Origin of the sequence: Bacteroides stercoris ATCC 43183, from assembly GCF_025147325.1 — a bacterium.
In the GTDB taxonomy this organism is placed as follows: Bacteria; Bacteroidota; Bacteroidia; order Bacteroidales; family Bacteroidaceae; genus Bacteroides; species Bacteroides stercoris.
This window is the reverse complement of the sequence record NZ_CP102262.1, coordinates 43,488-66,627: the sequence shown is the minus strand read 5'-3', so window position 1 is coordinate 66,627 and position 23,140 is coordinate 43,488. Positions and strand designations below refer to the sequence as shown.

Below are 23,140 nucleotides of genomic sequence, written 5' to 3'. Positions count from 1 at the left end.
TATGTTTTACTGGTTAGAATTTGATATTTGCACCAATCTGGTAGGTTACGGAAGCCGGTCCGCCGTCAGTCAGGTTTGCGCTTGCCCATTCCGGATCGAAACCATCGTAGCCGGTGAAGCAGAACGGATTAAGTACGTTTACGTAAAGGCGTAAATGTTTAACGGCTATTTTGCTCATCCACTTCTTCGGGAAAGTATAACCTAAAGTGATGTTTTTAACCTTTACAAAAGACGTTTTTTGGTATCTTACTCCCGAGCTGCTTTTACTGAAGTAACCGCCACCGGTTTTTTCATAATTGTTAGGATAGGGGTAAGCACCCATATGCGGTGTTTCCAAGTAAGTGATGTCTCCTGTTGCCTTGTCCAAAACCGGAGTTCCTGCTGGGATATAGTAATCGAAACTCATCTTTTGACGGCCACGGTCGCTGATATCCATGTATTGTTCGTGGAAATAACTGCGTGACCATTGTCCTTGTTTGGTGTAAAGCATAAACGAGAAGTCGAAGCCTTTATAGGTCATTGTGGAGCTCAGGCTACCGGTCCATTTAGGGTCGGTGCATCCATAAATCTGCTTGTCCTCGTCATTGATTTTTCCATCATCGTTCCAGTCGTTTACAGCCATCTGGCCTTCGTACCATTTCAGTTTATTGGGACTCTTGGGACCATATTTGTCGTACACTTCCTGTAATGTATAGTGTTTGTCTCCATTGATAGTGTGCATCGTGACTCCGTCCGCCGTAATTACACCTGCATAGGTGTAGTCGCGCAGTACATTCAGGCGTTCGCCTATGAACCAGTTGTTGCTGACATCGTCTCCGCTCGGCAATTCTTTGATTTTACTCCAGTTGCGTGCGAATGCTACATTGACATCCCATGTAAAGTTCTGGTTGCGTATAACTCCGAAGTTGACGCCCAACTCAATACCGGCGTTCTGAACAGAGCCAATGTTGGTTGTCAGACTGCTTTCTCCGGTTTCCAAAGGCACTGTCGATTTCATGATTTGTCCGTCGGCAAGGCGGCGATAAGCATCTGCCGTTATATTGATCCGGTTCTGCAATACGGCAAAGTCCACACCGAAGTTGAATTCCTTGATTTTCTCCCACATCAGGGCTTGGTCAATGATTCCGTTACCGTAATAACCTTGGAATTCATTACCGCCGATTACAGCATAAGACGGTCCCGATGTGTAATAGCTTGTAGCATAATCTCCTACATTATTGTTACCGGTAATACCATAGGACAGGCGAAGTTTCAGATTATCCAACCATTCCACATCTTTCAGGAAATCTTCTTCAGACATTCTCCATGCCAGGGCGGCAGAGGGGAACCATCCCCAGCGGTTGCCTTTTGCGAAGCGTGAAGAGGCATCGGCACGTACGGTAACTGTGGCCATGTAACGTTCTTTGTAGGCGTAGTTCAGGCGGGCAGCTACGGAAACCATGGACGATTCGGTATACGAGGACTTGGTAGCCTGGTTTTTGGCACCTTTTTCCATGGCATGATAAGACAATCTGTCGTCTGATATATCGGTAACGGATTGGGTATAAGTCTCTTTGTCTGTTCTATACATGGAGAACAATCCCATAGCTCCCAAGCGGTGATTGCCCCAGGTCTTGGTGAAATCAATCTGGTTATCCCATGTCCAGTCCATCCGGTCTGTGTTGACAACCGATGCATAGTTTTGCTTTTTATTCTGGTAATATGCCGTTCCGTCAGGATATTTGTCCGAAACGCCGGTACCCATGAAGATACCTTGACGTCCATGGTAGAAGTTGGGAGAGAAAGTCGTTGTGAATTTCAGTCCTTTCATAAGATTGAAGCGGAGATAAGCATTACCGAACACATGGAATTTGCGGGTCTGGTTTTCGTAAGCATCGATATCCAAATCAACCAATGGAGACGGAGTAGATGTTAAAGACATATTGCCCACTTTTGCTGGTCTGGCCAACAGGTTTCCGTCTTCATCCCACGGAGAAATGACCGGAGCAAACCAGAAAGCATTGTTGTAAGGAGAATACGCATTGGAAGAATCGGTAATCCAGTCATCCTGTACATCGTATACCATATTGACCGACATACCTGCTTCCACTACTTTAGATAATTTGCTGTCGAAAGCAGCTTTGATGTTGAAGCGGTCATAGCTGTTTTTCTTGAAAACATTTTCTTCGCCTTGATAACCAGCGCCCAAGCGGTAGGATGTTTTCTCGCTTGCACCGCTTGCACTGATGAAGTGGTTTTGTTGTGAACCGGTCTGCAACACCTGGTCTGCCCAATCATAACTTTCATTATTCATCCACCGTGCATACAAAGGCGACTCTTTCCACTCAGTGCCATTCTGGAATACAGACTGCAAGTCTGCATCTTTGATTATATATTTGATATGTCCCGTTTCATCCGGACCGCTTGAAGTTGTATATTTGGCAAAGCGGTAGTTCATCCATTCCGTAGACTCCATGAATTTGGGCATGCGGGCTACTTTTCGGATACCGTAGTAACCATCGTATGTAATTTCTACCGGTTGGGCTTTGCTTTGTCCGGCTCCGGCTCCTTTAGTGGTAATCAAAATCACTCCTTCGGATGCACGCGAACCGTAGATGGCTGTGGAAGAAGCATCTTTCAGCACATCGATACGTTCGATATCTTCGGAGTTCAGAAAGTCGATAGAAGAGACTACCATACCATCCACTACGTAAAGAGGACCGTTTGAATTGTTAATGGAAGATTGACCGCGGATTTGCATGCTGAATTTACCATTGGCGCGACTGTTGGTTGCCGTGATGTTGACTCCCGGAACAGATCCCTGCAGAGCATCTTCTACGCGAAGCGCACCACGGGCGGCCAATTTATCGGCAGAAACCGAAGCCAAGGAACCTGTCACATCGGTTTTCTTCATTGTTCCGTAACCTACCACCACCACTTCATCCAATGCCTGCGCATCTTCTTTCAGTGTTACCTTAATGTTCTTTTGGCTGCCCACTGTAACGGTTTGCGTGATATAACCGATAAATGATACCTGGATTTTTGCATTGGGCTGTACACTGAGTTTGAAATTACCGTCAATATCGGTAATTACACCGTTGGTCGTACCTACTTCCAATACGTTTGCACCGATAATAGGTTCACCTGTACCGTCGATTACGGTACCTGAGATTTGGTGACCTTGTGCAAAGGCGATTAAGCATAGCATACTCAACGACAGAGTAGCCAATGCTCTTTTTGCAAGTCTTTTTAGATTCATAAGTTTGTTTTTTATAGTTATTAAATGTAGTAAGGCTGATAATCGTAATGAGGTATTCTCACCCGTTATCGAGCACAAAAATACATGATACATCGTAAATATTATAGTATTTTTTGATATTCTTTGTGGAAAAATTAACTGTTATCCTCTGACTGTCCGTGTGACATATTCTCCTTTCTCCCTTCACATCTTCCTATTCATCAGGCTTTGCGGGTGAACCCTTTGTTGGGAGGACCATAACAGATAAGCACCTCATCTTTTTATGTCAGAGACACTACCGGATAGAAATTTCCATAGCGTCCGTGCTTTCGCAGAAAACCGGCAGGCACGAGCTGCTGCGAAAAACTGTTCGGGTTGCTTCCCCTCATGGCGGCAGGGTTTTGCTTTTTCAGTTCTTTGAAGATGTCGGCAGCGGAGAGATTTCTTATTTTTTCTTTTGGGTCCTCGGATGTTGCAGGACGGAAACAACTGCGTAGTACTTCTTCTGCCGGATTGCGGTGCTGGAAGATGAGGTTGTGCTCTTGGAGCTCTTCCTCTTCTTCGGCCGAAAACCAATAGCGTGCTCCGTCCGAAAGTTCCTGTTTCAGTTGTGCATAGATTTGCTTGTGCTCAATGCAGGTACAATCAATTTTATCCTTTACCTCTACACAGAGAAAACGGCGGCTGCCGGTGTTGTCGGACAATAAGTCGAAACGGTTGCTCGTGCCGATGAAAGAAGCGATACGGGGCAGGTTACGGAAATTCTTTTGGTATGCCTTGCAAAGGTTTAAATCCGCCATTTGCATCAGGTTTTTGAGCAGCGGTATTTTTCCTGGAGAATATTTATCGAATTCATCGAGGTTCAGCAGTCCCATTTCCGACATTTTGCGGGTGGCATTGCTCCGTGAGGTAAGCTCCACTTCATCCGAATAGTAGCGGGACAGGCTGTCGGGCATCAGACTTTTGCAGAATGTGGATTTCAGACAGCCCTGTCGGATGCTGACGAGTAGGGGAGCTACGCTGTTGGCATGCTTTCCGGTCTGTCCTGTCCATTGGGCAGTGAGACCGAGCATCCATGTATGGAAACCGTTTATCCAATATGATTCGGACGAGATGCGTTGGGCCAGTCGGGTTATCCGGTCGATGCCATCCCAAACGGGAAGCTGTTCAAAATAAAGCAGGAAGGGATGATATTCAGGTACATGTTTGGAGAAAAGAAAACGGCTGATATCTTTGTCCCAACATAGAATTCCCCGGGCATGGGCTTCGAGGCATAGGGTATTCAGTTCCCGTTTGCCGATGGTGACAAACGTTTTGTCTGCGGCATTGGCGGGGCGGTATTCGGTTTCGTCTGTCAGCAGGTTGTAACGGAAGAGGTAACTGTTTTGCAAAAAGCGGTTTACCTGTTCTGTCAGGTTACATTTTTGCACGCGGGCAGGTTTGTCATGCTTCCGGTTTCTTAGTAGAAAGAGGATAAATTTCATAATGCTTTTTTTCATGGTATGCATTGTTTTTATTAATGGGTTCATGCCACTAAGTTACTATCGGCAGGAAGCCTTTTGCAAGCCTTTCTTATACTATTTTTATTGGTGGTACAGTATGTGGAAAGACCTTGTGTTATTGTATTTTCAATGTGAGATAATTCTTTTTCTCTCGTTGCAAAATAGGGTGTTGACTATAGTCAACCGTTCTGTTCATTACTGTTGGCTGTTCTGTTTACAACAGTCGGCTGCTTTGTTGACTGTTGTCGGTAACCGGTTTATCTTAAAGGAAAAATAGATTATCTCGTAGGAAAACACTATATTTACACAATATAAATAAATACTGCACAATGGCAATTCATTTTGAATGGTATGAGAATCCGGTTCCACCAAACCGGCCGGATGAGAAAAAACTCCATGCACGCATTACGTACAATGGAAAGGTAGGGACAGACTACGTGAGGCGTAAAATCCAGGAGCGTTGTTCGCTGACGGAAACGGATGTAACGGCTGTGCTCGATGCACTGTCGCATGTGTTAGGGCAGGAACTGGGCGACGGACGCCAAGTGCATCTGGACGGGATAGGCTATTTTCATCCTACGCTGAAATGTATAGAAGAGGTGACGGCAGAGACGAAACGCAAAAATACCAAGGTTCGCTTAAAAGGTATCAAGTTTCGTGCCGACCAGGCATTGAAGAACGAAGTAGGAGCTGTAAAGCTTAAAAATATCAAGCATGACGGACACTCCAGTAAGTTATCGGACGTGGAAATAGACATGTGTCTCCGTGCTTATTTTGCCGACCATCAGCTGATGACCCGTGCAGACTTCCAACAGATTTGCGGATTTATGAGGTCGAAGGCTATGGAACATATCCGCAGATTGAAGTTGGAAGGAAAAATACGGAATATAGGGCTGCCTATGCAGCCGATATATGTGCCTGTGGAGGGATATTACGGGATAAGCAGGGATAGGATTGTCAGGAAATGATTTTTAGACTTTTATTATGGATTTGCGGGTGAAGGCTTGGAAAGAGGCTTCACCCGCAAATGCTGATGGATAGGGAGATGTGAAGGGTAAAGAGATAAATGACAGATGGATATAAGCATATATCCTTATGATGTTTTTTAGCAGGTAAAACAATTTTTAGCAGTTTTATGTCAAAATCTACACAAGAGATGTGACTTAAAAAATGAATTTTGCCCCGTGAACAAATATCGTGGAGAACATTATTTTTTTAACACATCTTTTTATGTATAATCAACAAAGACTAAAGAAAGTTGCTTTGATGCTCATGATGAGCATGCTTTGCCTGATTTCCTTTGCACAGGAAAGACAGGTGCAGGGCATCGTGAAAGACAAGAGCGGTGAACCGATGATTGGTGTCAACGTTTTGGTAAAAGGTACCACCAACGGTACCATAACTGGAGTGGACGGAGATTTTACGCTTTCGGGCGTGAAAAAGTCCGATATCCTCTCTTTTACCTATATCGGCTTTAAGAATAAAGAGCTGAAGTATGAAGGAGAGAAACTGCTGAATGTGGTTTTGGAAGAGGATTCCGAGTTATTGGATGAAGTTGTTGTCATTGGTTACGGTACGGTGAATAAGCGAGACCTGACCGGTTCCGTAGCTTCCGTCAGTTCGCAGGATATTGCATCTATTCCGGTATCTAGCGCTTCCGAAGCATTGACCGGTAAAATGGCGGGGGTGAATATCACTACTACGGAGGGTTCTCCCGATGCGGATATTAAGATACGTATACGTGGTGGTGGTTCTTTGTCGCAAGACAATTCACCTCTTTATATAGTAGACGGTTTTCCTGTATCCAGTATCAGTGACATTGCTCCGTCTGAAATTCAGAGTATTGATGTCTTGAAAGATGCTTCTTCTACAGCTATTTACGGTGCACGTGGTGCTAATGGTGTAATTATCGTTACTACCAAGAGTGGTAAAGAAGGAAAGGTTCAAGTGGATTTTGGCGCTTCGTTCGGTTTTAAGAAAGTGACTAAAATGACCGAAGTGATGAGTCCTTATGATTTTGTGGCTTATCAACGTGAAATCGGTTCGTTGGATTACGGAAATTATAATGATATGGATATCTGGAAATCAATCGATGGTATTGACTATCAGGATGAGATATTCGGACGAACAGGTAATCAGCAGCAATATAATGTGAATGTGGCCGGGGGTAGCAAACAATTGACCTACAGTGTAAGTTATGCTCATAATGAAGAAAAAAGCATTATGCTTGGCTCAGGCTTTAAGAAAGATAATATCAATGCAAAGCTTAAGTCGGAACTGAACAAATGGCTGACTTTAGACTTCAATGCGCGTTTGAGTTATTCTACTATCGAGGGTTTGAGTGGTGGTGCTGATACGAATGAGTCCAATGCTGCTAATTCTACTGTAGCCAATGCGGTGGTTTTCCGTCCGGTCAATGCTTTGTCTCATAGTTCGGATGATGATGAGGAGAGCAATGCTGCTTTACAGAAAACGCCTTTGGAACGTTTGCTGGCAACGAATAAAGGACGCAATTCTTTCCGTCAGAATTATAATTTCGGTTTGAATTGGAAGCCGTTTAAGAACTGGACTTTCCGCTCGGAATTTGGTTATGGTTGGAGATATGAAGATACAGAACAATATTGGGGTACTGACGCTGTAAGTAACTCTAAATATGGTTATAACGGACGTCCTCAGGCATATTTGCTGCGTGAGACGACAAAGAACTGGCGCAATGCCAATACTCTTACTTACGAAAATAAGAAAATGTTTGATGGTCGTGACCGTTTGAATGTGCTCGTGGGACATGAAGTGAGCAGCAGCATGGAGGAATCCATAGAGAATGTATCTGTAAATTTCCCTACAACAATGGGATTTGAGGATATGAAAGCCAATATGGGGGCCGGCACGGCATTGCCGAACCAGTCTACTATCTCTGCCGAAGAGAACATGCTTTCATTCTTCGGGCGTGTCAATTACACGATGATGGACAAGTATTTGCTTACGGTAACGGTACGTGCCGATGGTTCCAGTAAGTTTGGAGATGGAAACCGTTGGGGCGTTTTCCCCTCTGCCGCATTGGCATGGCGTATTTCCGATGAGGCGTTTATGGCTAATACAAAGGATTGGTTGTCTGCATTGAAATTGCGTTTGAGTTTTGGTACGGCTGGTAACAACCGGATTAATTCAGGGCTTCTTTATACTACTTACTCGTTGAGTGGCAATGATTCCCGTAATCCTTTCTTCAATGGAACCAGTACACCTATGTTGGAACATGGGACCTATCTTTATAACCCAAAGTTGAAATGGGAGACTACCGTTACCCGTAACTTGGGTATTGACTATGGTTTTTGGAACAATCGTATTTCGGGTTCGGTAGATGTATATTGGAATACGACCAGAGATTTGCTGATGAAGGCGGAGATACCCGGTAACTCCGGTTATTCTTATCAGTATCAGAATTTTGGACAGACTTCGAATAAAGGTATTGAAATGTCGATGGATGCAGTATTGGTAGATACGAAAAACTTCAGCTTGAACTTTACTGCCAATGTTGCCTACAACCGAAACCGAATTGACAAATTGACCACCGACAGCCCTTGGCAGAGTAGCAATTGGGCAGGAAGCACTATTTCCAAATATGAAGATTTCCGTGTGGAAGAGGGTGGACGTCTGGGTGAAGTATGGGGATTCCGTACCAATGGATATTATACAGTATATGATCCTGTTACCAATCCGACCGGAGAATTGGTATGGGGCGATAAACAATGGGTGCTGAAAGATGGTATGAAAGATAACAGCCCTACGATAACAGGAGGTTCTTACTATCCTGGCGGATTGAAAATACAGACCGATGAGAATGGAAATCCTTTGAAACAGCGTCTTGGAAACACTGTAGCTCCTTGGGTAGGCGGTTTTGGGCTGAATGGGCGTTTCGGCAATAGCCGCACCGGTGAGTTGGATGTGAATATCTTCTTTAACTATTCTACCGGCAATGTGATTATCAACGGTACAAAACTGGCATCGTCTTTCCGTTCCGGCTCTAGGACCGGTTATAACTTGAATAATGATTTCCGTCTTGGTAACCGATATACATGGATCGATCCGGAAACAGGCTTGAATCTTGCCAGCTCTTCAACCGCAGTCTTGAATCATTATGGTGACATGCAAGCTGCCGGATTGCGCCTGAATGAAATCAATTCCAATGCCAATATGTATAATCCGGCTGCTGCTTCTACTATGCAGTTAATAGATTATGCGGTGGAGGATGCTTCTTTCTTGCGCCTGAACAATCTTACTATCGGTTATTCGCTGCCTAAGCACCTTGTTAAGAAAGCATTCTTGCAGAATGTAAGGGTTTATCTGACCGGATATAACTTGTTCTGTTGGACCAGCTATAGCGGAGCCGATCCTGAAGTGGATGTGAGCAGCAAGCGCAACGCCATGACACCGGGTGTGGACTATGCCGCTTATCCCAAGAGCCGTACGTTTGTAGGCGGCATTAACATTACATTCTAAAACCTAACAGATATTGACTGATATGAGAAATATATATAAAACTTTATGTTTAGCGGCAGGGTTGGTTGCCATGACTTCCTGTTCTGATTTTCTGGATCAGACTTCTCCTTCCGAACTGGATAATAAAACTACTTTTAATAACACATACTATACGGAACTGACCGTGAATAAGATTTACGGAAGTCTGACTCAGGACCAAGCCTACTCCAACTTTATGCCTATTATAGCAGGTCTGAATACGGATTGTGAATTGGTGGACGGACTTGGTACCGATGCCAGCAATACCTCCAGCGAACGCGGTAATATGAATTACAATGCTAATCCGGGTTGGACGCAACTTTCGCGTGTATGGGATGTGATGTATGGCATTATTGAGAACGCCAATCTGGTAATAGATGGCATAAACAACAGCGAGCTGATTAAGACGAAAGGCGATGATTGCGATATGATGCTACGCTTCCGTGCCGAAGCTAAAGTGTTGCGTGCAATGATTTATTTCGACTTGATTCGCCTTTTCGGAGATATTCCGTTTGCTACCGGTGCTTCGGATAGCAATCTGGAAAATGTGTATGTAGGGAAGACTGACCGTGATGTTATTATGGAGGCTTTGATTGGCGATTTGGAAGAATCCATTCCTTATCTGCCTTGGGCAGGTGGTACAACTTACACCACAGAGCGTGTCACCAAAGGATATGCACATGGTTTGCTGGCAAACATAGCATTGACCCGTGCCGGATGGTTTATTCGTGAAGCTGCGAAGGAAGGATATGTGACAGCTACGGAAAACTCAGATCCGGCTTATCCTACTCAGCGTTGCGATGATGAAAAACGTCATGAGATGTATAAATTGGCAGAGGAACATCTTGCCGCTATCATCAATGATAATACACACTCGATGACTCCCACTCTTGCAGGTTATTGGAATGGGGTGAACTTGTGTGAACTGGATAATACCTATCGTGAAAATTTGTTTGAAATCCCGATGGGGCTGAATAATAGCAGTGAATTGGGGTATACTGTAGGATTTCGTGTAAACGGTGCTTTTCCCGGTGGTGTGTCTGAGGAACATAACTATGGTCCGAAAGGTAATTCCAGTGGTAAGCTCAAACTGACAGCTCCTTATTATATGTCTTTTGATGCTGCAGACCAGCGTCGTGACCTGACTTGTGCCCTGATGCAGATTCGTACGAAGAGTGGCGTTTATAAAGAAGATATGCTTGGCAATGCTCCTTTTGCCATTTATTGCGGCAAGTGGGACTATCGTAAGATGAAAAATCGGAAAGACGGTTGGTGGGATGCTGTGAAAGCAAGCGACCAGAAAGTGTGCAGTGGCATCAATGTTGTAAAGATGCGCTATCCTCATGTTTTGCTTATGTATGCGGAGGTTATGAATGAACTTTACGGCAGCTATAATACAGGTGGCGAGTATTGTTCAAAAACAGCTTTCGAAGCTCTTTCCGAGATACATACACGTGCCTTCAACGGTGACAAGGCTGCTGCAGAGGCTCATTTGACGAAACTCATTAATGAACAGGGCTTCTTTGAAACGATTGTTGATGAAAATGCCTGGGAATTGGCAGGTGAGGGTGTACGTAAATTCGACCTTATCCGTTGGAATCTGCTCAGTGCCAAGATTGACGAGTTCAAGGAGAGCTATCGTAATGCAGTGAATAATGGTTCATATCCGGCTAAAATTTATTATAAGTTCAAGGAGGATAATTTCACGATTGATGTAACCACATTCAATTACAACGAACCTGTGGATGCCGGTTACTTTAGCGCCAATTTCTTCGGCAGAGAGACTACAGATGCCAAGCAGGAGCAACTGCTTGTTAATCTGCCCAGTATTTCGGCAGGGTTGAACCGTGTAGTGAAAAACCGTTATTTGCTTCCTATCGCTTCTACCACGATTTCTACATCGAATGGCAAGTTGCATAATTCTTATGGATATAGTGATTAATCTTAAACACTCAAGGAAATGAAAAATATCAGAAATATATTGGCTAAAGGGGTATTTATGCTCCTTGTCTCTTTACTTGCAATGGCATGTACAGAGAAAAGCGATTGGGGTATTGATGCCTCGTACAGCCGTCCGTTTGGAACCAATGAGGATGGTATAAATGTGACAAAAGATGAAAAAGTAGCTCGGGTTACGGTAACTTGGGATGCCATGCCCGGCGTAGAATATTATATTCTTGAAATAAGCAAGAATGAGCTGACTGATGAAATTCCTATGGGCTCGGAAGAGAACGGTAATCTTGTTTATGGGAATACGGTAGAAAACCGCATATTGAAAGCTCCTTTTTTAATTGACAATCTGGAAGCAGGTGCGGAATATTATCTGCGTATTAAGTCTGTGGCAAATGGCAAGGAATCCTATTGGGCTTATTTAGACGAACCGTTCAAAACAGTAACGGAAGAGGATGTATTGAATGTGCCTGCCGAAGAGGATCTTCCGGTTGCATCAGGTAAGGTACGTATGTCATGGGAAGCTGGTCTGACGGTAACGCATTTCGAGATTGTGGGCGGTGCTGCTCCTATAGAGCGGGCAATTACGGCTGAGGAAGCTGCTGCAGGAGAGGCATGGATTGAAGGACTGAAAATATTCACAGCTTATACTATCAGCATTTATAATAATGAAACGTTACGCGGTTCACAGGAAGTGGTAGTGCCGGGATTGGAAATAGAGTCTACCGTAGATGAGATTACAGCCAATACGGCAAGATTCTCTTGGGATAATACAGTGGATGTGGACCAATATATCTGTCAGCCCTCTTCGGCGCCTACTCCGGATGATGCCACCGGAGCAGTTTCGCTAAGTGCTTCCGAGGTAAATGAACATGCCGTTATTATACCGAATCTGGAACCAAGTACGGAATACACAGTTTATGCTTTCTATAATGGGGCTATATGTGCACGTGCTACATTTACAACAAAGAAGGGAAAACCTGTTGGGTATACGGAATATAATGGTGTTGAGGCTTTAATAGCCGATTGGGATAACTTGTCCGGTAATATTTTAGTGACAATCAGTGCAGATGCGGATTTGAGTAACAAATCTGAGATACCTGCTGCGGTTACTAATATTGTCTTTTGGGGTGAGGGAGCTACACAACCGAAATTAGCTGTTAAGAATATGCAAACTTTAGGGGCTATTGATAAAATAGAGTTTTATAATCTGAATATCAGTGCACTTAGTAACGATTGTGTTATTGCTCCGAATACAGAAGGTTCTTCTATAGCAAATATTGAAATAACTTCATGTACTATAGAAAATTATCGGGGTATTGTTCGTGTGCGTAAGGTAAATGGGGAAAGTAGTCTGAAATTGAATATTGATGACTGTATTATTAGAAACTTGGGTACTAAAAGCACAAGTAACTACTATGGTATTGTTCAAACGGATGGGGCTGTGAAATCTGTAATTATTAATATGATGAACTCTACTTTTGCTAATCCAGGTGGAACCAGTGCATCGCTCCTAAGAGTTGATAAGGCTGATAATTCTATTTCTGTAATTAAAAACTGTACTTTCTATAATTTAGTTGATAAAGATGCTCTTGTGAGAGGAGCGAAAGGTAGTCTTACTGTAGAAAATGTTTTATTTGCAGGTAGTAATACTTTCCAGATATTCTATGATGATAAAACTCTTCCGGCTTCTTTAAATTGGTCGAAAGTTTATAGAACATCAGACCTTACTGTTTCAAAACCTGGTTCTACATCTACTACAGCTTTGTCCTATTCTTCATCCCAACTGTTCCCGAATGCATCTTCAAGTACCGATGTGCTTGATTTGACTTTCGGTGCAGATATTCCGAATGAAGTTAAGATAATCGGTGATCCGCGTTGGAATAAATAATAAATTTAATAACATGAACTAATATGAATACAAAATCTATTTATACAGTAGGCAAATGCTTGCTCCTCTTGTTACTTATCTTCACAGGTTATGCCTGTGAAGATAACGATGAAGGCAAGGAAAATACAAGTGCTCCTGTTCTTATTTCATGCAATATCAATGGTACGGAGGTTGATCTTGCCAATATTGATTCGGAAACGGAGAACAATTTGACGGCGGGTACTGATGGTTATGTGGAGTTTGTCTTTAGCAAAACCATGCGCCAGACTCCGCCGACTAAGGATGAAGAAACCGGTGAAGTGCTGACAACCGGAATTTATTTCAATGATAAGGTTGCTTCCAATCAGATTGTCATCAATTATGAGAAAGTCCGCTATCCTTATTCTGTCAGTGAAGGTTCCGAATGTTCCTTATTTATCGAGGCGGGTACATTGACGGATATGCAGCATCGTCCTTACAGCAAAGATATTACTTTGAAGTTTACAGCCACTTCCGGTATTTCCGGTGGAGATAGCGAAACGGTGTTTGATGCTGTTGTTGATGCAAACGGAAGAGGTGATTATACCACTGTACAAGCTGCTATTAATGCCGCTCCTGCCAATTTGACATCGCCTTACCTGATTTTTATTGCAGCAGGAACCTATAATGAATGTGTATATATACCTAAAACAAAACCGTTTATTCATTTGATTGGAGAAAATCCTGACAGAGTGAAAATTCAATTTGCGTTGAATCGTGTAGAGGAGCAAACTAATTCGGATACATGGCCTTATTCTATTCACAATCCTAATTCACCTGCGCGCCTTGCAGGATATACCACAGATCAGAATTGTGTAGTATTGATTAAAGCCACTGATGTTTACCTGGAGAACATTTCCATTATTAACTTGTACGGTGCATTGAAAAGCCGCTATGACGGTGGTCTTGGAAAAGGTGGACAAGCTGAAGCTCTGTGTAGCCATTATGATAGATTGGCTATGAATAATTGTAAATTGGTTTCATTCCAGGATACGTGGTGGACGCGTTTCCAGAAAGTGAACGGAACGTATGGTATTTGCCGGGCTTATGTACAAAATTCATGGATTGAAGGTAGTACGGACTATATCTGGGGAAGTGGTGATGTGCTGATAGAAAACAGTACTTTTTATAACACGGGCAATGGTAGTTTTATTACGGCTTCACGTAGTAACGAAACCGATGCTTATGGGTATGTGATGAAAGACTGTACGATAGACGGTGAGGCAGGTATAACCGCTTTTTCTTTCGGACGTCAGCAATCAACTTCTGCGAAGGCGGTTTTCATTAACACTGCTTTGAAGATGGATATTATAGACGGTCATTGGACTGCGGGTAGCGCAGCGCCTGCTCTTTTTGGCGAATATAATACGGTTGATAAAAATAATCAGGTAATTTCAACAGGAGATATGACAGTTGGTAGCGGCAGCAGTCAGTTTACTGCAAAAGTTCTTTCTGCAGATGAAGCTGCCGGATATACTTATGAGAACATCATTGCCAGAGAGGGATGGAATCCGAAACAGTATATGCAGACCCCAGGCACTACTATGGCTACCTTGGATGGTACTACTTTAAGTTGGAATGCAATAGACGGAGCAGCAGGTTATCTTATTTTTGTGAATGGCGTCTATTTGGCACAGACTACCGAAACTTCGGTATCTGTTACGACTGCTGCTGACGGGGTATACACAGTCAGGGGAGTAGGACACTACGGAAGCATCAGTGCTGAATAATTGTTTTATAAAAGCCGGTAAATCTGCTGCCGGCTTTTATGTATTAAAAAACTTACTTATGAGAATATTGAAACTCGTTTATTTTGGTTTGCTGTGTTTCATCCTTTCTGCTTCAGTAGTGGCATGTTCGGATGATAATCCGGTTTCTGGCGGAACGGAAGTTCCGCCAGAAACTGATAATAATGGGGATGGAGATAATAATCCAGATACGGATAATACATTGGAAGAGTATCCTGCTCCGGACCGTTCTTCGATTGCTGCATTTCCGGGTGCATATGGCGCCGGTCGGTTTACTACAGGCGGAGCAGGTGGAAAGGTGTATGTGGTGACTTCATTGGCAGACACCAACGAAAAAGGGACTTTGCGTTACGGTATCAGCCAAAGCGGAGCGCGTACGATTGTGTTTGCAGTGAGTGGACTGATAGATTTGAACAGCCCGCTGAAAATAGTAAATGGTGACCTGACAATTGCCGGTCAGACAGCTCCCGGAGACGGTATTTGTTTGAAAGGTTATCCGGTTTCTGTACAGGCTGATAATGTCATTATTCGTTTTATGCGTTTTCGAATGGGATCTGATAATTTCACAACTGAAGGTGAGGCGGATAGTGGCGATGCACTTTGGGGAAAGCAACATAAGAACATCATCATAGATCATTGTTCCATGAGCTGGTGTACGGATGAGTGTGCTTCCTTTTATGATAATAGCAATTTTACTATGCAGTGGTGTATTATCAGCGAGAGTTTGAACCGTTCTGTACATACCAAAGGTAATCATGGGTATGGAGGTATTTGGGGTGGCTCACCTGCTACGTTCCACCATAATCTTCTGGCACATCATAGTAGTCGTACTCCTCGTCTATGTGGCAGTAGGTATACCGGTAAACCCGGCAATGAAAAAGTAGATCTACGCAACAATGTCTTTTATAATTGGGGACCTACCAATGGCGGCTATGCCGGTGAAGGAGGAAGTTATAATTTTGTGAATAATTATTATAAACCGGGGCCTTCTACCAATGAAAAACCAAATATTGTCAATCGCATTTTTCAGCCGAATGGAGATGATGGAAAAAATAAAAATGCAAAAGGAACATGGGGAATGTTTTATCTGAATGGTAACTATTTTGATGGTACATGCCCTCAATTAAATCCTGCTTATCAGTCTTTGCTGGAGGAGGTGAACAATGATAATTGGGTCGGTTTGCAGCCGAATGAGACATCCGGTGTACTCTTACCTTCCGGTGGAAAGTCTGCTATTCAGGCTAACTCGGAATTTACAATAACCGATGATGCGGCATTATTTACGCAGTCTGCTTCAGAAGCTTATAAAGCCGTACTGCTGTATGCCGGTGCTTCGTTGAAGTCTGATGCGGTGGACAGGCGTATAGTAGACAATGTACGTAATGGAGATTATACGGCCTCAGGAAGTAACGGCAGTGTGCTGGGACTTATTGATAAGGCAACGGATGTGGGAGGATGGCCTGTATATGTGAAAGAGAATGCCCCTGTGGATACAGACGGCGACGGAATGCCGGATGCTTGGGAGGCAGCCAATGGGTTGAATCCGAAAAGTTCTGCAGATGGAGTCAAATATAATCTGAGTAAGGAATATACAAATTTGGAAGTATATATCAATAGCTTGGTAGAGAAACTTTATCCGGCTAAATGATATTTGTATAATTACATATTTGGATTAAAAAACGGATAAGATATGAAAGGTATATATTGGTTGTTCTATTTGCTATTTGTTTTAGGATTCGGGGGTATTTCCTGTTCCGGAGATGATCCGATTGTAGATTCGGAAGGAAATATAGGTAGCAACGGCGACGATGAAAGCAATGGTGAGGAAAACGACTCTCCTGATACCGGAGTGAAAACATTGGACTATGGCGAGTTATTTGCTTTTCCTTATGCTGAAGGTCATGGTCGCAATGCGACCGGTGGCCGCGGAGGTGCTGTATATGTTGTGACACGTTTGGATGACCCTGCCAGCAAGCCGGAAGGAACTTTACGATATGCAGTAGAGAAAAGCGGTGCACGAACTGTTGTTTTTGCAATTTCCGGTACTATCATGCTGGAACGTGAACTTAAAACAAAAAATGACAATCTTACGATTGCAGGGCAGACCTCGCCGGGAGGAATCTGTATAGCAAATTATCCTTTTACCATAAACTCTGATAATGTGATAATCAGATTTATTCGCTTCCGTCCGGGTAATATCAATACGGATAATGATGGTCTGGGAGGTTCGGATAATAAGAATATTATTATCGATCATTGTTCTGTAAGTTGGGGAACGGATGAAGGATTGTCTGTATATGGTTCGGAATATACTACGGTACAGTGGTGCTTGGTTGCGCAGTCATTGCGAGTAACTCCTGCCAAAATAACAGGAGAGAAATTTAATACTCATGGATACGGAGGCAATTGGGGAGGACACTATGCTTCTTATCACCATAATATAATTGCTCATTGCGAAAGCCGGGTACCACGTCTTGGACCTCGCTACACGACATTGGCTCTTGATAAGGGTGAACTTGTTGATATACGCAATAATGTGTACTATAATTATGCGGGAGAAGGCTGTTATGGCGGTGAAGCTCAAAAGGTGAATCTTGTAAACAATTATTATAAACCCGGACCTGCAACTAAACTTTTTACCGGCAGTAAGGAAAAACGTCAGTATCGCATTGCCAAACCCGATGTGTATCCGAAAGATTATTCGGGAGCAGATTATAAAAAATGGCTTCAGACCTGGGGCAGGTTTTATGTTAGTGGAAACTGTGTGGAAGGATATAGTGACGTGACTGCCGATAACTGGCAAGATGGTGTATTCGGACAAATGGATGCTAAAAATTGCGAAGGCGGGGAGAGTTCAGCCCTTTGGAAAGAACATACAAGCATAAAGGTAAATTCTCCTGTTTCCGGAGCCGGACATGTGACGACCCATTCTGCCGTTGATGCTTATGATATGGTTTTACAATATGCCGGTGCTTGCAATTATAGAGATAAGCTTGATGAACTTATTATAAGTGATGTCAGAAAAGGTGTGGCAACTTGTACAGGCAGTGCCAAAGAATGGGAATCATTGAAGGGATGGTCGGATAATAAACCGGGATATATCAATAAGCCGTCTGACATTGGTACTAATGCCGGACAATTGGATGAAAAGGGATTCCCGGTTCTGGCAACAGATACTGAAATATGCACTGAAGATACTGACAGTGACGGAATTCCGGATTATTGGGAAAAGGAATATGGGCTTGATTTTAAGAAAAATGATGCGAATGAACGGACTGTTGATGTTAATGGTAAATATACTAACATCGAGATGTATATGAACAGTCTTGTACACGGTATTATGGAGGCTGGCAGTAAAGGCGGTGCTGTGGCTGATTGAGATGTGTTTTGTTTAAAAAGAATTTGTTATGAAAAAGAACTTGTTATTGGCTGTCTGCATGGCAGGGGTTATGGTATCTTTTGTTTCTGAGGTATTTGGACAGAGTTTGCCGGTATATGATACTCCCGACCGTTCTAAGATTCCGGCTTTTCCGGGTGCAGACGGAGCAGGAAAATACACAACCGGAGGAGCTGGTGGTGAGGTATTGGTCGTAAACTCTTTGAAAGATGACGGAACAGAGGGTACTTTACGTTGGGCCTTGAGAAAGAAGGGTTCTCGTACTATAGTTTTTGCTGTTAGTGGCTTGATTGAATTGCAGTCACCTCTGAAAATTAATAACGGTGATGTTACCATTGCTGGACAAACAGCGCCGGGAGATGGTATCTGTTTGAAAAATTATACGTTGAGCGTACAGGCAGATAATGTAATAATCCGTTTTATCCGTTCGCGTATGGGGGCAGAGATAAAACAAAAAGGCGATGATGCGATGAATGGTTTTAAACATCATCGTAATATCATTATTGACCATTGCTCTATGAGTTGGAGTACCGATGAATGTGCAACTTTTTATGATAACAGTAATTTTACGTTGCAATGGTGTATTATCAGCGAAAGCCTTGCAAATTCCATTCACGAAAAAGGTGCTCATGGGTATGGTGGTATATGGGGCGGTCAAACGGCGTCTTTTCATCATAACCTGCTGGCGCATCATATGAACCGTACTCCGCGTTTATGCGGAAGTCGTTATACTGGCAAGCCTGAAGATGAAAAAGTGGATTTGTTCAATAATGTAATCTATAATTTTGGTAGTGATGGAGCGTATGCCGGTGAAGGAGGAAGCTATAACTTTATAAATAATTATTATAAACCGGGACCTCATACGGCTACTAAATCATCTTACAAACGTTTGTTTACTGCTTATTCCGATGATGGGAAACATCAAAATGTAAAAGGAACGCATGGTGTATTCTTCTTTTCCGGAAATTATATGGATCCTACTTGTGAAAAACTGAACGAGAAACAACGTCAGGAGATGATGTTGGTTAATAAGGATAATACAGTTGGATTGATAGTGAAGAATAATTTTGCTCCGAAAAGCGATTTGCTGGCAAAGCAGCCGTTCGATTTTGCAGAACGTACTTCTTTGCAGTCTACATGGGATGCTTTTGAAGCTGTCCTTCAATTTGCCGGCGCATCATACAGCCGTGACATAAATGATAAGCGTATTGTAGAGGAAACCCGTAAAGGGATATATACCAATGAGGGTAGTCATGGGAGTACAAATGGCATGATAGACAGACCGGAGGATGTTGGTGGGTGGCCTGAATATAATTCTAAAACAGCTTTGACTGATGCCGATTTGGATGGTATGCCCGATGAATGGGAGATAGCTAACGGGTTGAATCCGAATGATGCCTCGGATAGTAAAAATTATAACTTAAATGCAAATTATACGAATTTGGAGATTTATCTGAATAGTTTAGTGGAACATCTCTTTCCCTAATAAATCTCTTCTTTCTTAAATAGGAGCATTTGGTGACTATCCTAAAGAATAAGATGGTATATGGAAATGATTGATTATAATTACTCCATATACCATCTTTATATTTAATATTCTGTATTGTCTACTAATTCTTATCTATTCAGACATACTATTTTGAAAAGAATCTGAGCCTATTTATGAGATAGCATCAATAAAGACTTGGAATTTTAAATGTATATGTAAACTTACATCATGGTAAACTAATCGGTAGGGAGAAACGTATACCTTTCTCCGGCTTTGGTCTTGATGTCATAAATATACGATTGCTGCTTTTGAGGTACTGATAGCGGTGCACTGGCTGCAACCAACGGCTTCCGTATCGGTTGGGATAGCAGCAGCGGATTATTGCATGACTCTTCTGTCGCCGGTGTCAGCTTTTCTCCATTCAGATATAAAGGGGAGGCGGTACGTATACGTAAGGTTCCGCCGATGGTGGAAGCTATGGTAACCGTTTGCACTTTTCCTTTTTCCCATTTCATCTCTTCCAGCAGAAAACCGCCGCGACAGCGAATTCCTTTTATAGTGCCATGTTCCCACACATTGGGCAATGCAGGCAGGAGATGAATGGCACCGTCATGGCTTTGTACAAGCATTTCGGCTATGCCGGCCGTGCATCCGAAATTGCCGTCTATCTGGAAAGGCGGATGGGCATCGAACAGATTAGGATAGGTCCCCCCGTTTTGTCCGCGTTCATCGGTGGTGGGGTGGAGTTGTTCGGTAATCAGTTTATAGGCGTGATTACCGTCGAGCAGCCGTGCCCATAGGCAGACTTTCCATCCCATAGACCAACCGGTGGAGTGGTCTCCACGGGCAATCAGCGATTTCTTGGCCGCTTCAAAAAGAACAGGAGAATTATAGGCGCTGATTTGACGGCCGGGATATAGTCCCCATAAGTGGGAAACATGACGGTGGTGATCCTGAGGATTGTCCCAGTCTTCCATCCATTCTTGCAACTGTCCCCAGCGTCCTACCTGCATGGGTGCCAAATGCTTGGCCACGGTTTGCAGGCTGTCTGTGAAGGATTTATGCTCATTCATTAAGGTGGCGGCTTGAATGGTATTGTGGAAGAGGTCGTAAACCATTTGATTATCCATCGTAGCACCGGCAACAATTACAAAATCGCGTTTACCGTTAACAGACGGACTGTTTTCCGGTGAATAGGAAGGAGCTACTACCAGCCAGTTGTTTTGGGGTTCGCGTACTAAGAAGTCCAGATAAAATTCGCAGGCGCCGCGCATAATCGGATAAACCTCTGCCAAATAGTTCTTATCGCCGGAGAACAGATACCGATCCCATAAGTGCTGGCAGAACCAGGCGTTACAAGTGGGCCAAATACCATATTTAGGACCGTCTACGGCGCCTGTACTGCGCCATATATCGGTGTTGTGATGCAACGTCCAGCCACGGCAGCCGTACATGGCGGCACTCTCGCGACCTTGTATGGCTACTTCTTTTACCAATTGCAGAAACGGCTCGTGCATTTCGGGCAAGGCAGTGGTTTCTGCTGGCCAATAATTCATTTCTACGTTAATGTCGGTGGTGTACTTCCCGTCCCAGGGAGCGCGTAACTGATAGTTCCAGATGCCTTGCAGGTTGGCGGCTTGTCCACCCGGCTGTGAAGAACATATTAAGAGATAACGTCCGAATTGGAAGTATAGGGCAGCCATTTGCGGATCGGCAGTAGAACTGAATTCTTTTACACGCCGGTCTGTCGGTTTTTTGATTTGGGAATTGCTGCCCAAGTCGAGGGAAACGCGGTTAAAGTATTTTTGATAGGCGGCAATGTGGGCTTCTTTTCTTTTTGTGTAGTTCTTGCCGGCCTGCTTCATGTATTGCTGTGCGGTTTTAAGTGCATCTCCCGATATGTCTTTGTAGTTTATGAAGTTTGTGCCGATGGAGACGTACAGAACAACGCTATTGGCATTCTTGACTTGCAAAGTACTGTCGGAGGTTGCTTTTAGCGTACCGCCGTTATTCTCAATCCGGGTAAGTGCGGTGAATCGAACCTTCCCCTCAATGCCTTCGTGGTCGTTGGCCTTTCCGTTGAGTTGCAATTCGTTGAGGGAAGAGATGCGGCGCTCTGTGTTTTCGGTATAAGGAGTGGTGTAATGCGCAGTGAAAGAAATGCTTCTTTTTTTCGAGGCTGTTAGTCTGATAACTAATAACCGGTCGGGAAATGAGGTGAATGTTTCCCGTACGTAAGTAATGCCATTGGCTGTGAAACGGGTGGTGGCTATTGCCTTTTCAATATCCAGATCCCGGTAATAGTCATCGTATTTACTGATTCCTTCAAAATCGAGATGCAGTGTGCCGACCGTTTGATACGGCATTCCATTGGCGGATTGTGAACAGATGGCAGGGCCGCATAACTCTTGCGCTTCTTTATTTTTCCCTTCGAATATCAGTTGGCGTATGCGAGGCAATGCTTCTTTTGCCTTGGGATTGGTGTTGTTGTGAGGTGAACCGCCCCAAACAGTCTCTTCATTGAGCTGGAACCGTTCGTGTATGGGGTCGCCGAAGACCATTGCTCCCAAGCTTCCGTTGCCCAATGGCAGAGCTTCTACCCATTGTCTGGCTGGGCTGTCGTACCATAGTTTCAGGACGGTATCATTTTGTGCCGTGACCTTACCGCCGATACAGCAAAAGGTAAGGATTAGCATGAACCATTTTTTGATCATAGCTTGTCAGTTTATCCGTTTTAAGATTTCTTCCGCTTTGTCTGCAATATAATCGGGGTGAAACTCCTCTAACTCTGTCCGTGGACGGAACCCCCAGGTTACTCCGCAAGACGTTACTCCGGCATTGATTGCCGTCTGCATATCCACGCCGGAATCTCCTACATAAAGCACATCTTTTCTATCTGTTTTGGCAATGGATAGAATATCGTCTACAATGGTCGGGTCGGGTTTCACGTTTACTCCTTCCCGTTGGCCGAATACGGCGACAAAGTTTATTTTCGGGAAATAGTGAGCTATCAGTTTTTGGGTTGCTGCTTGGTATTTATTGGATGCAACCGCTATTTGCAGTCCCAGCGACTGTAATTGTTCTAGCAGTTCGGGTATGCCGGGATAGGGACGGCTCTTGTCGGCATTGTGTGCATCGTAGTAAGGAATGAATTCCTTACGGACACGGAGCACATTTTCTTCGCTCTTCTCTCCTTCGGGAAGGGCCCGCTCAAATAGTTTGTTGATTCCGTTGCCCACCATGAAGTTATAGGCTGATTCCTCGTGGGTGGGGTAACCAAGTACGCTTAATGCATGGTTGGTGCTTTGCGCCAAATCGGCAATGGTATTTAATAATGTACCGTCTAAGTCGAATATAACAAGTTTCTTCATTGTTTTCTCTTTTTTATTTTGGGAACAAAGATATAACAATTT

12 protein-coding genes are annotated in these 23,140 nt (G+C 43.6%); 8 read left to right on the top strand and 4 right to left on the bottom strand.

What is annotated here, in order from left to right; genetic code table 11:
• Nucleotides 1–13 precede the first annotated feature (13 nt).
• Nucleotides 14–3,238 carry a SusC/RagA family TonB-linked outer membrane protein gene (locus NQ565_RS00235; protein WP_005657414.1) on the bottom strand — a complete coding sequence of 1,075 codons (3,225 nt, stop codon included), beginning with the start codon at nucleotides 3,236–3,238 and terminating at the stop codon, nucleotides 14–16.
• 260 nt (nucleotides 3,239–3,498) lie between these two features.
• Nucleotides 3,499–4,701: a VapE domain-containing protein gene (locus NQ565_RS00230; RefSeq protein WP_117741726.1), complete on the bottom strand. Its 1,203-nt coding sequence runs from the start codon at nucleotides 4,699–4,701 to the stop codon at nucleotides 3,499–3,501.
• A gap of 347 nt (nucleotides 4,702–5,048) precedes the next feature.
• On the opposite strand from NQ565_RS00230, the gene NQ565_RS00225 reads away from it, so the two are divergent.
• The 8 genes from NQ565_RS00225 to NQ565_RS00190 all read left to right on the top strand — a co-directional run bounded on the left by NQ565_RS00225 (nucleotide 5,049) and on the right by NQ565_RS00190 (nucleotide 19,724).
• Complete coding sequence (locus NQ565_RS00225) at nucleotides 5,049–5,687, top strand: HU family DNA-binding protein (RefSeq protein ID WP_005657408.1); 639 nt, start codon at nucleotides 5,049–5,051, stop codon at nucleotides 5,685–5,687.
• A 298-nt stretch (nucleotides 5,688–5,985) separates the two neighbouring features.
• Nucleotides 5,986–9,216 carry a SusC/RagA family TonB-linked outer membrane protein gene (locus NQ565_RS00220; protein WP_370527567.1) on the top strand — a complete coding sequence of 1,077 codons (3,231 nt, stop codon included), beginning with the start codon at nucleotides 5,986–5,988 and terminating at the stop codon, nucleotides 9,214–9,216.
• Nucleotides 9,217–9,238: 22 nt separating this feature from the next.
• Nucleotides 9,239–11,176: a RagB/SusD family nutrient uptake outer membrane protein gene (locus tag NQ565_RS00215; RefSeq protein ID WP_005657403.1), complete on the top strand. Its 1,938-nt coding sequence runs from the start codon at nucleotides 9,239–9,241 to the stop codon at nucleotides 11,174–11,176.
• An 18-nt stretch (nucleotides 11,177–11,194) separates the two neighbouring features.
• Nucleotides 11,195–13,075 carry a DUF5123 domain-containing protein gene (locus NQ565_RS00210; protein ID WP_005657401.1) on the top strand — a complete coding sequence of 627 codons (1,881 nt, stop codon included), beginning with the start codon at nucleotides 11,195–11,197 and terminating at the stop codon, nucleotides 13,073–13,075.
• A gap of 23 nt (nucleotides 13,076–13,098) precedes the next feature.
• A complete protein-coding gene (locus tag NQ565_RS00205) occupies nucleotides 13,099–14,823 on the top strand; it encodes a pectinesterase family protein (protein WP_005657399.1) in 1,725 nt (574 codons plus the stop codon).
• Between the two features lie 58 nt (nucleotides 14,824–14,881).
• Nucleotides 14,882–16,489: a polysaccharide lyase domain-containing protein gene (locus NQ565_RS00200; RefSeq protein ID WP_222620302.1), complete on the top strand. Its 1,608-nt coding sequence runs from the start codon at nucleotides 14,882–14,884 to the stop codon at nucleotides 16,487–16,489.
• A gap of 42 nt (nucleotides 16,490–16,531) precedes the next feature.
• Nucleotides 16,532–18,220: a pectate lyase family protein gene (locus NQ565_RS00195; RefSeq protein ID WP_005657395.1), complete on the top strand. Its 1,689-nt coding sequence runs from the start codon at nucleotides 16,532–16,534 to the stop codon at nucleotides 18,218–18,220.
• Nucleotides 18,221–18,290: 70 nt separating this feature from the next.
• Nucleotides 18,291–19,724 carry a pectate lyase family protein gene (locus NQ565_RS00190; RefSeq protein WP_229127176.1) on the top strand — a complete coding sequence of 478 codons (1,434 nt, stop codon included), beginning with the start codon at nucleotides 18,291–18,293 and terminating at the stop codon, nucleotides 19,722–19,724.
• Between the two features lie 239 nt (nucleotides 19,725–19,963).
• On the opposite strand, the gene NQ565_RS00185 is transcribed toward NQ565_RS00190, so the two are convergent.
• Together NQ565_RS00185 and NQ565_RS00180 are read right to left on the bottom strand one after the other, a co-directional pair.
• Nucleotides 19,964–22,441, bottom strand: coding sequence for a glycoside hydrolase family 95 protein (locus NQ565_RS00185; protein ID WP_005657390.1), 2,478 nt, complete (start codon nucleotides 22,439–22,441; stop codon nucleotides 19,964–19,966).
• Between the two features lie 6 nt (nucleotides 22,442–22,447).
• A complete protein-coding gene (locus tag NQ565_RS00180; RefSeq protein WP_005657388.1) occupies nucleotides 22,448–23,098 on the bottom strand; it encodes an HAD family hydrolase in 651 nt (216 codons plus the stop codon).
• Nucleotides 23,099–23,140: the final 42 nt, after the last annotated feature.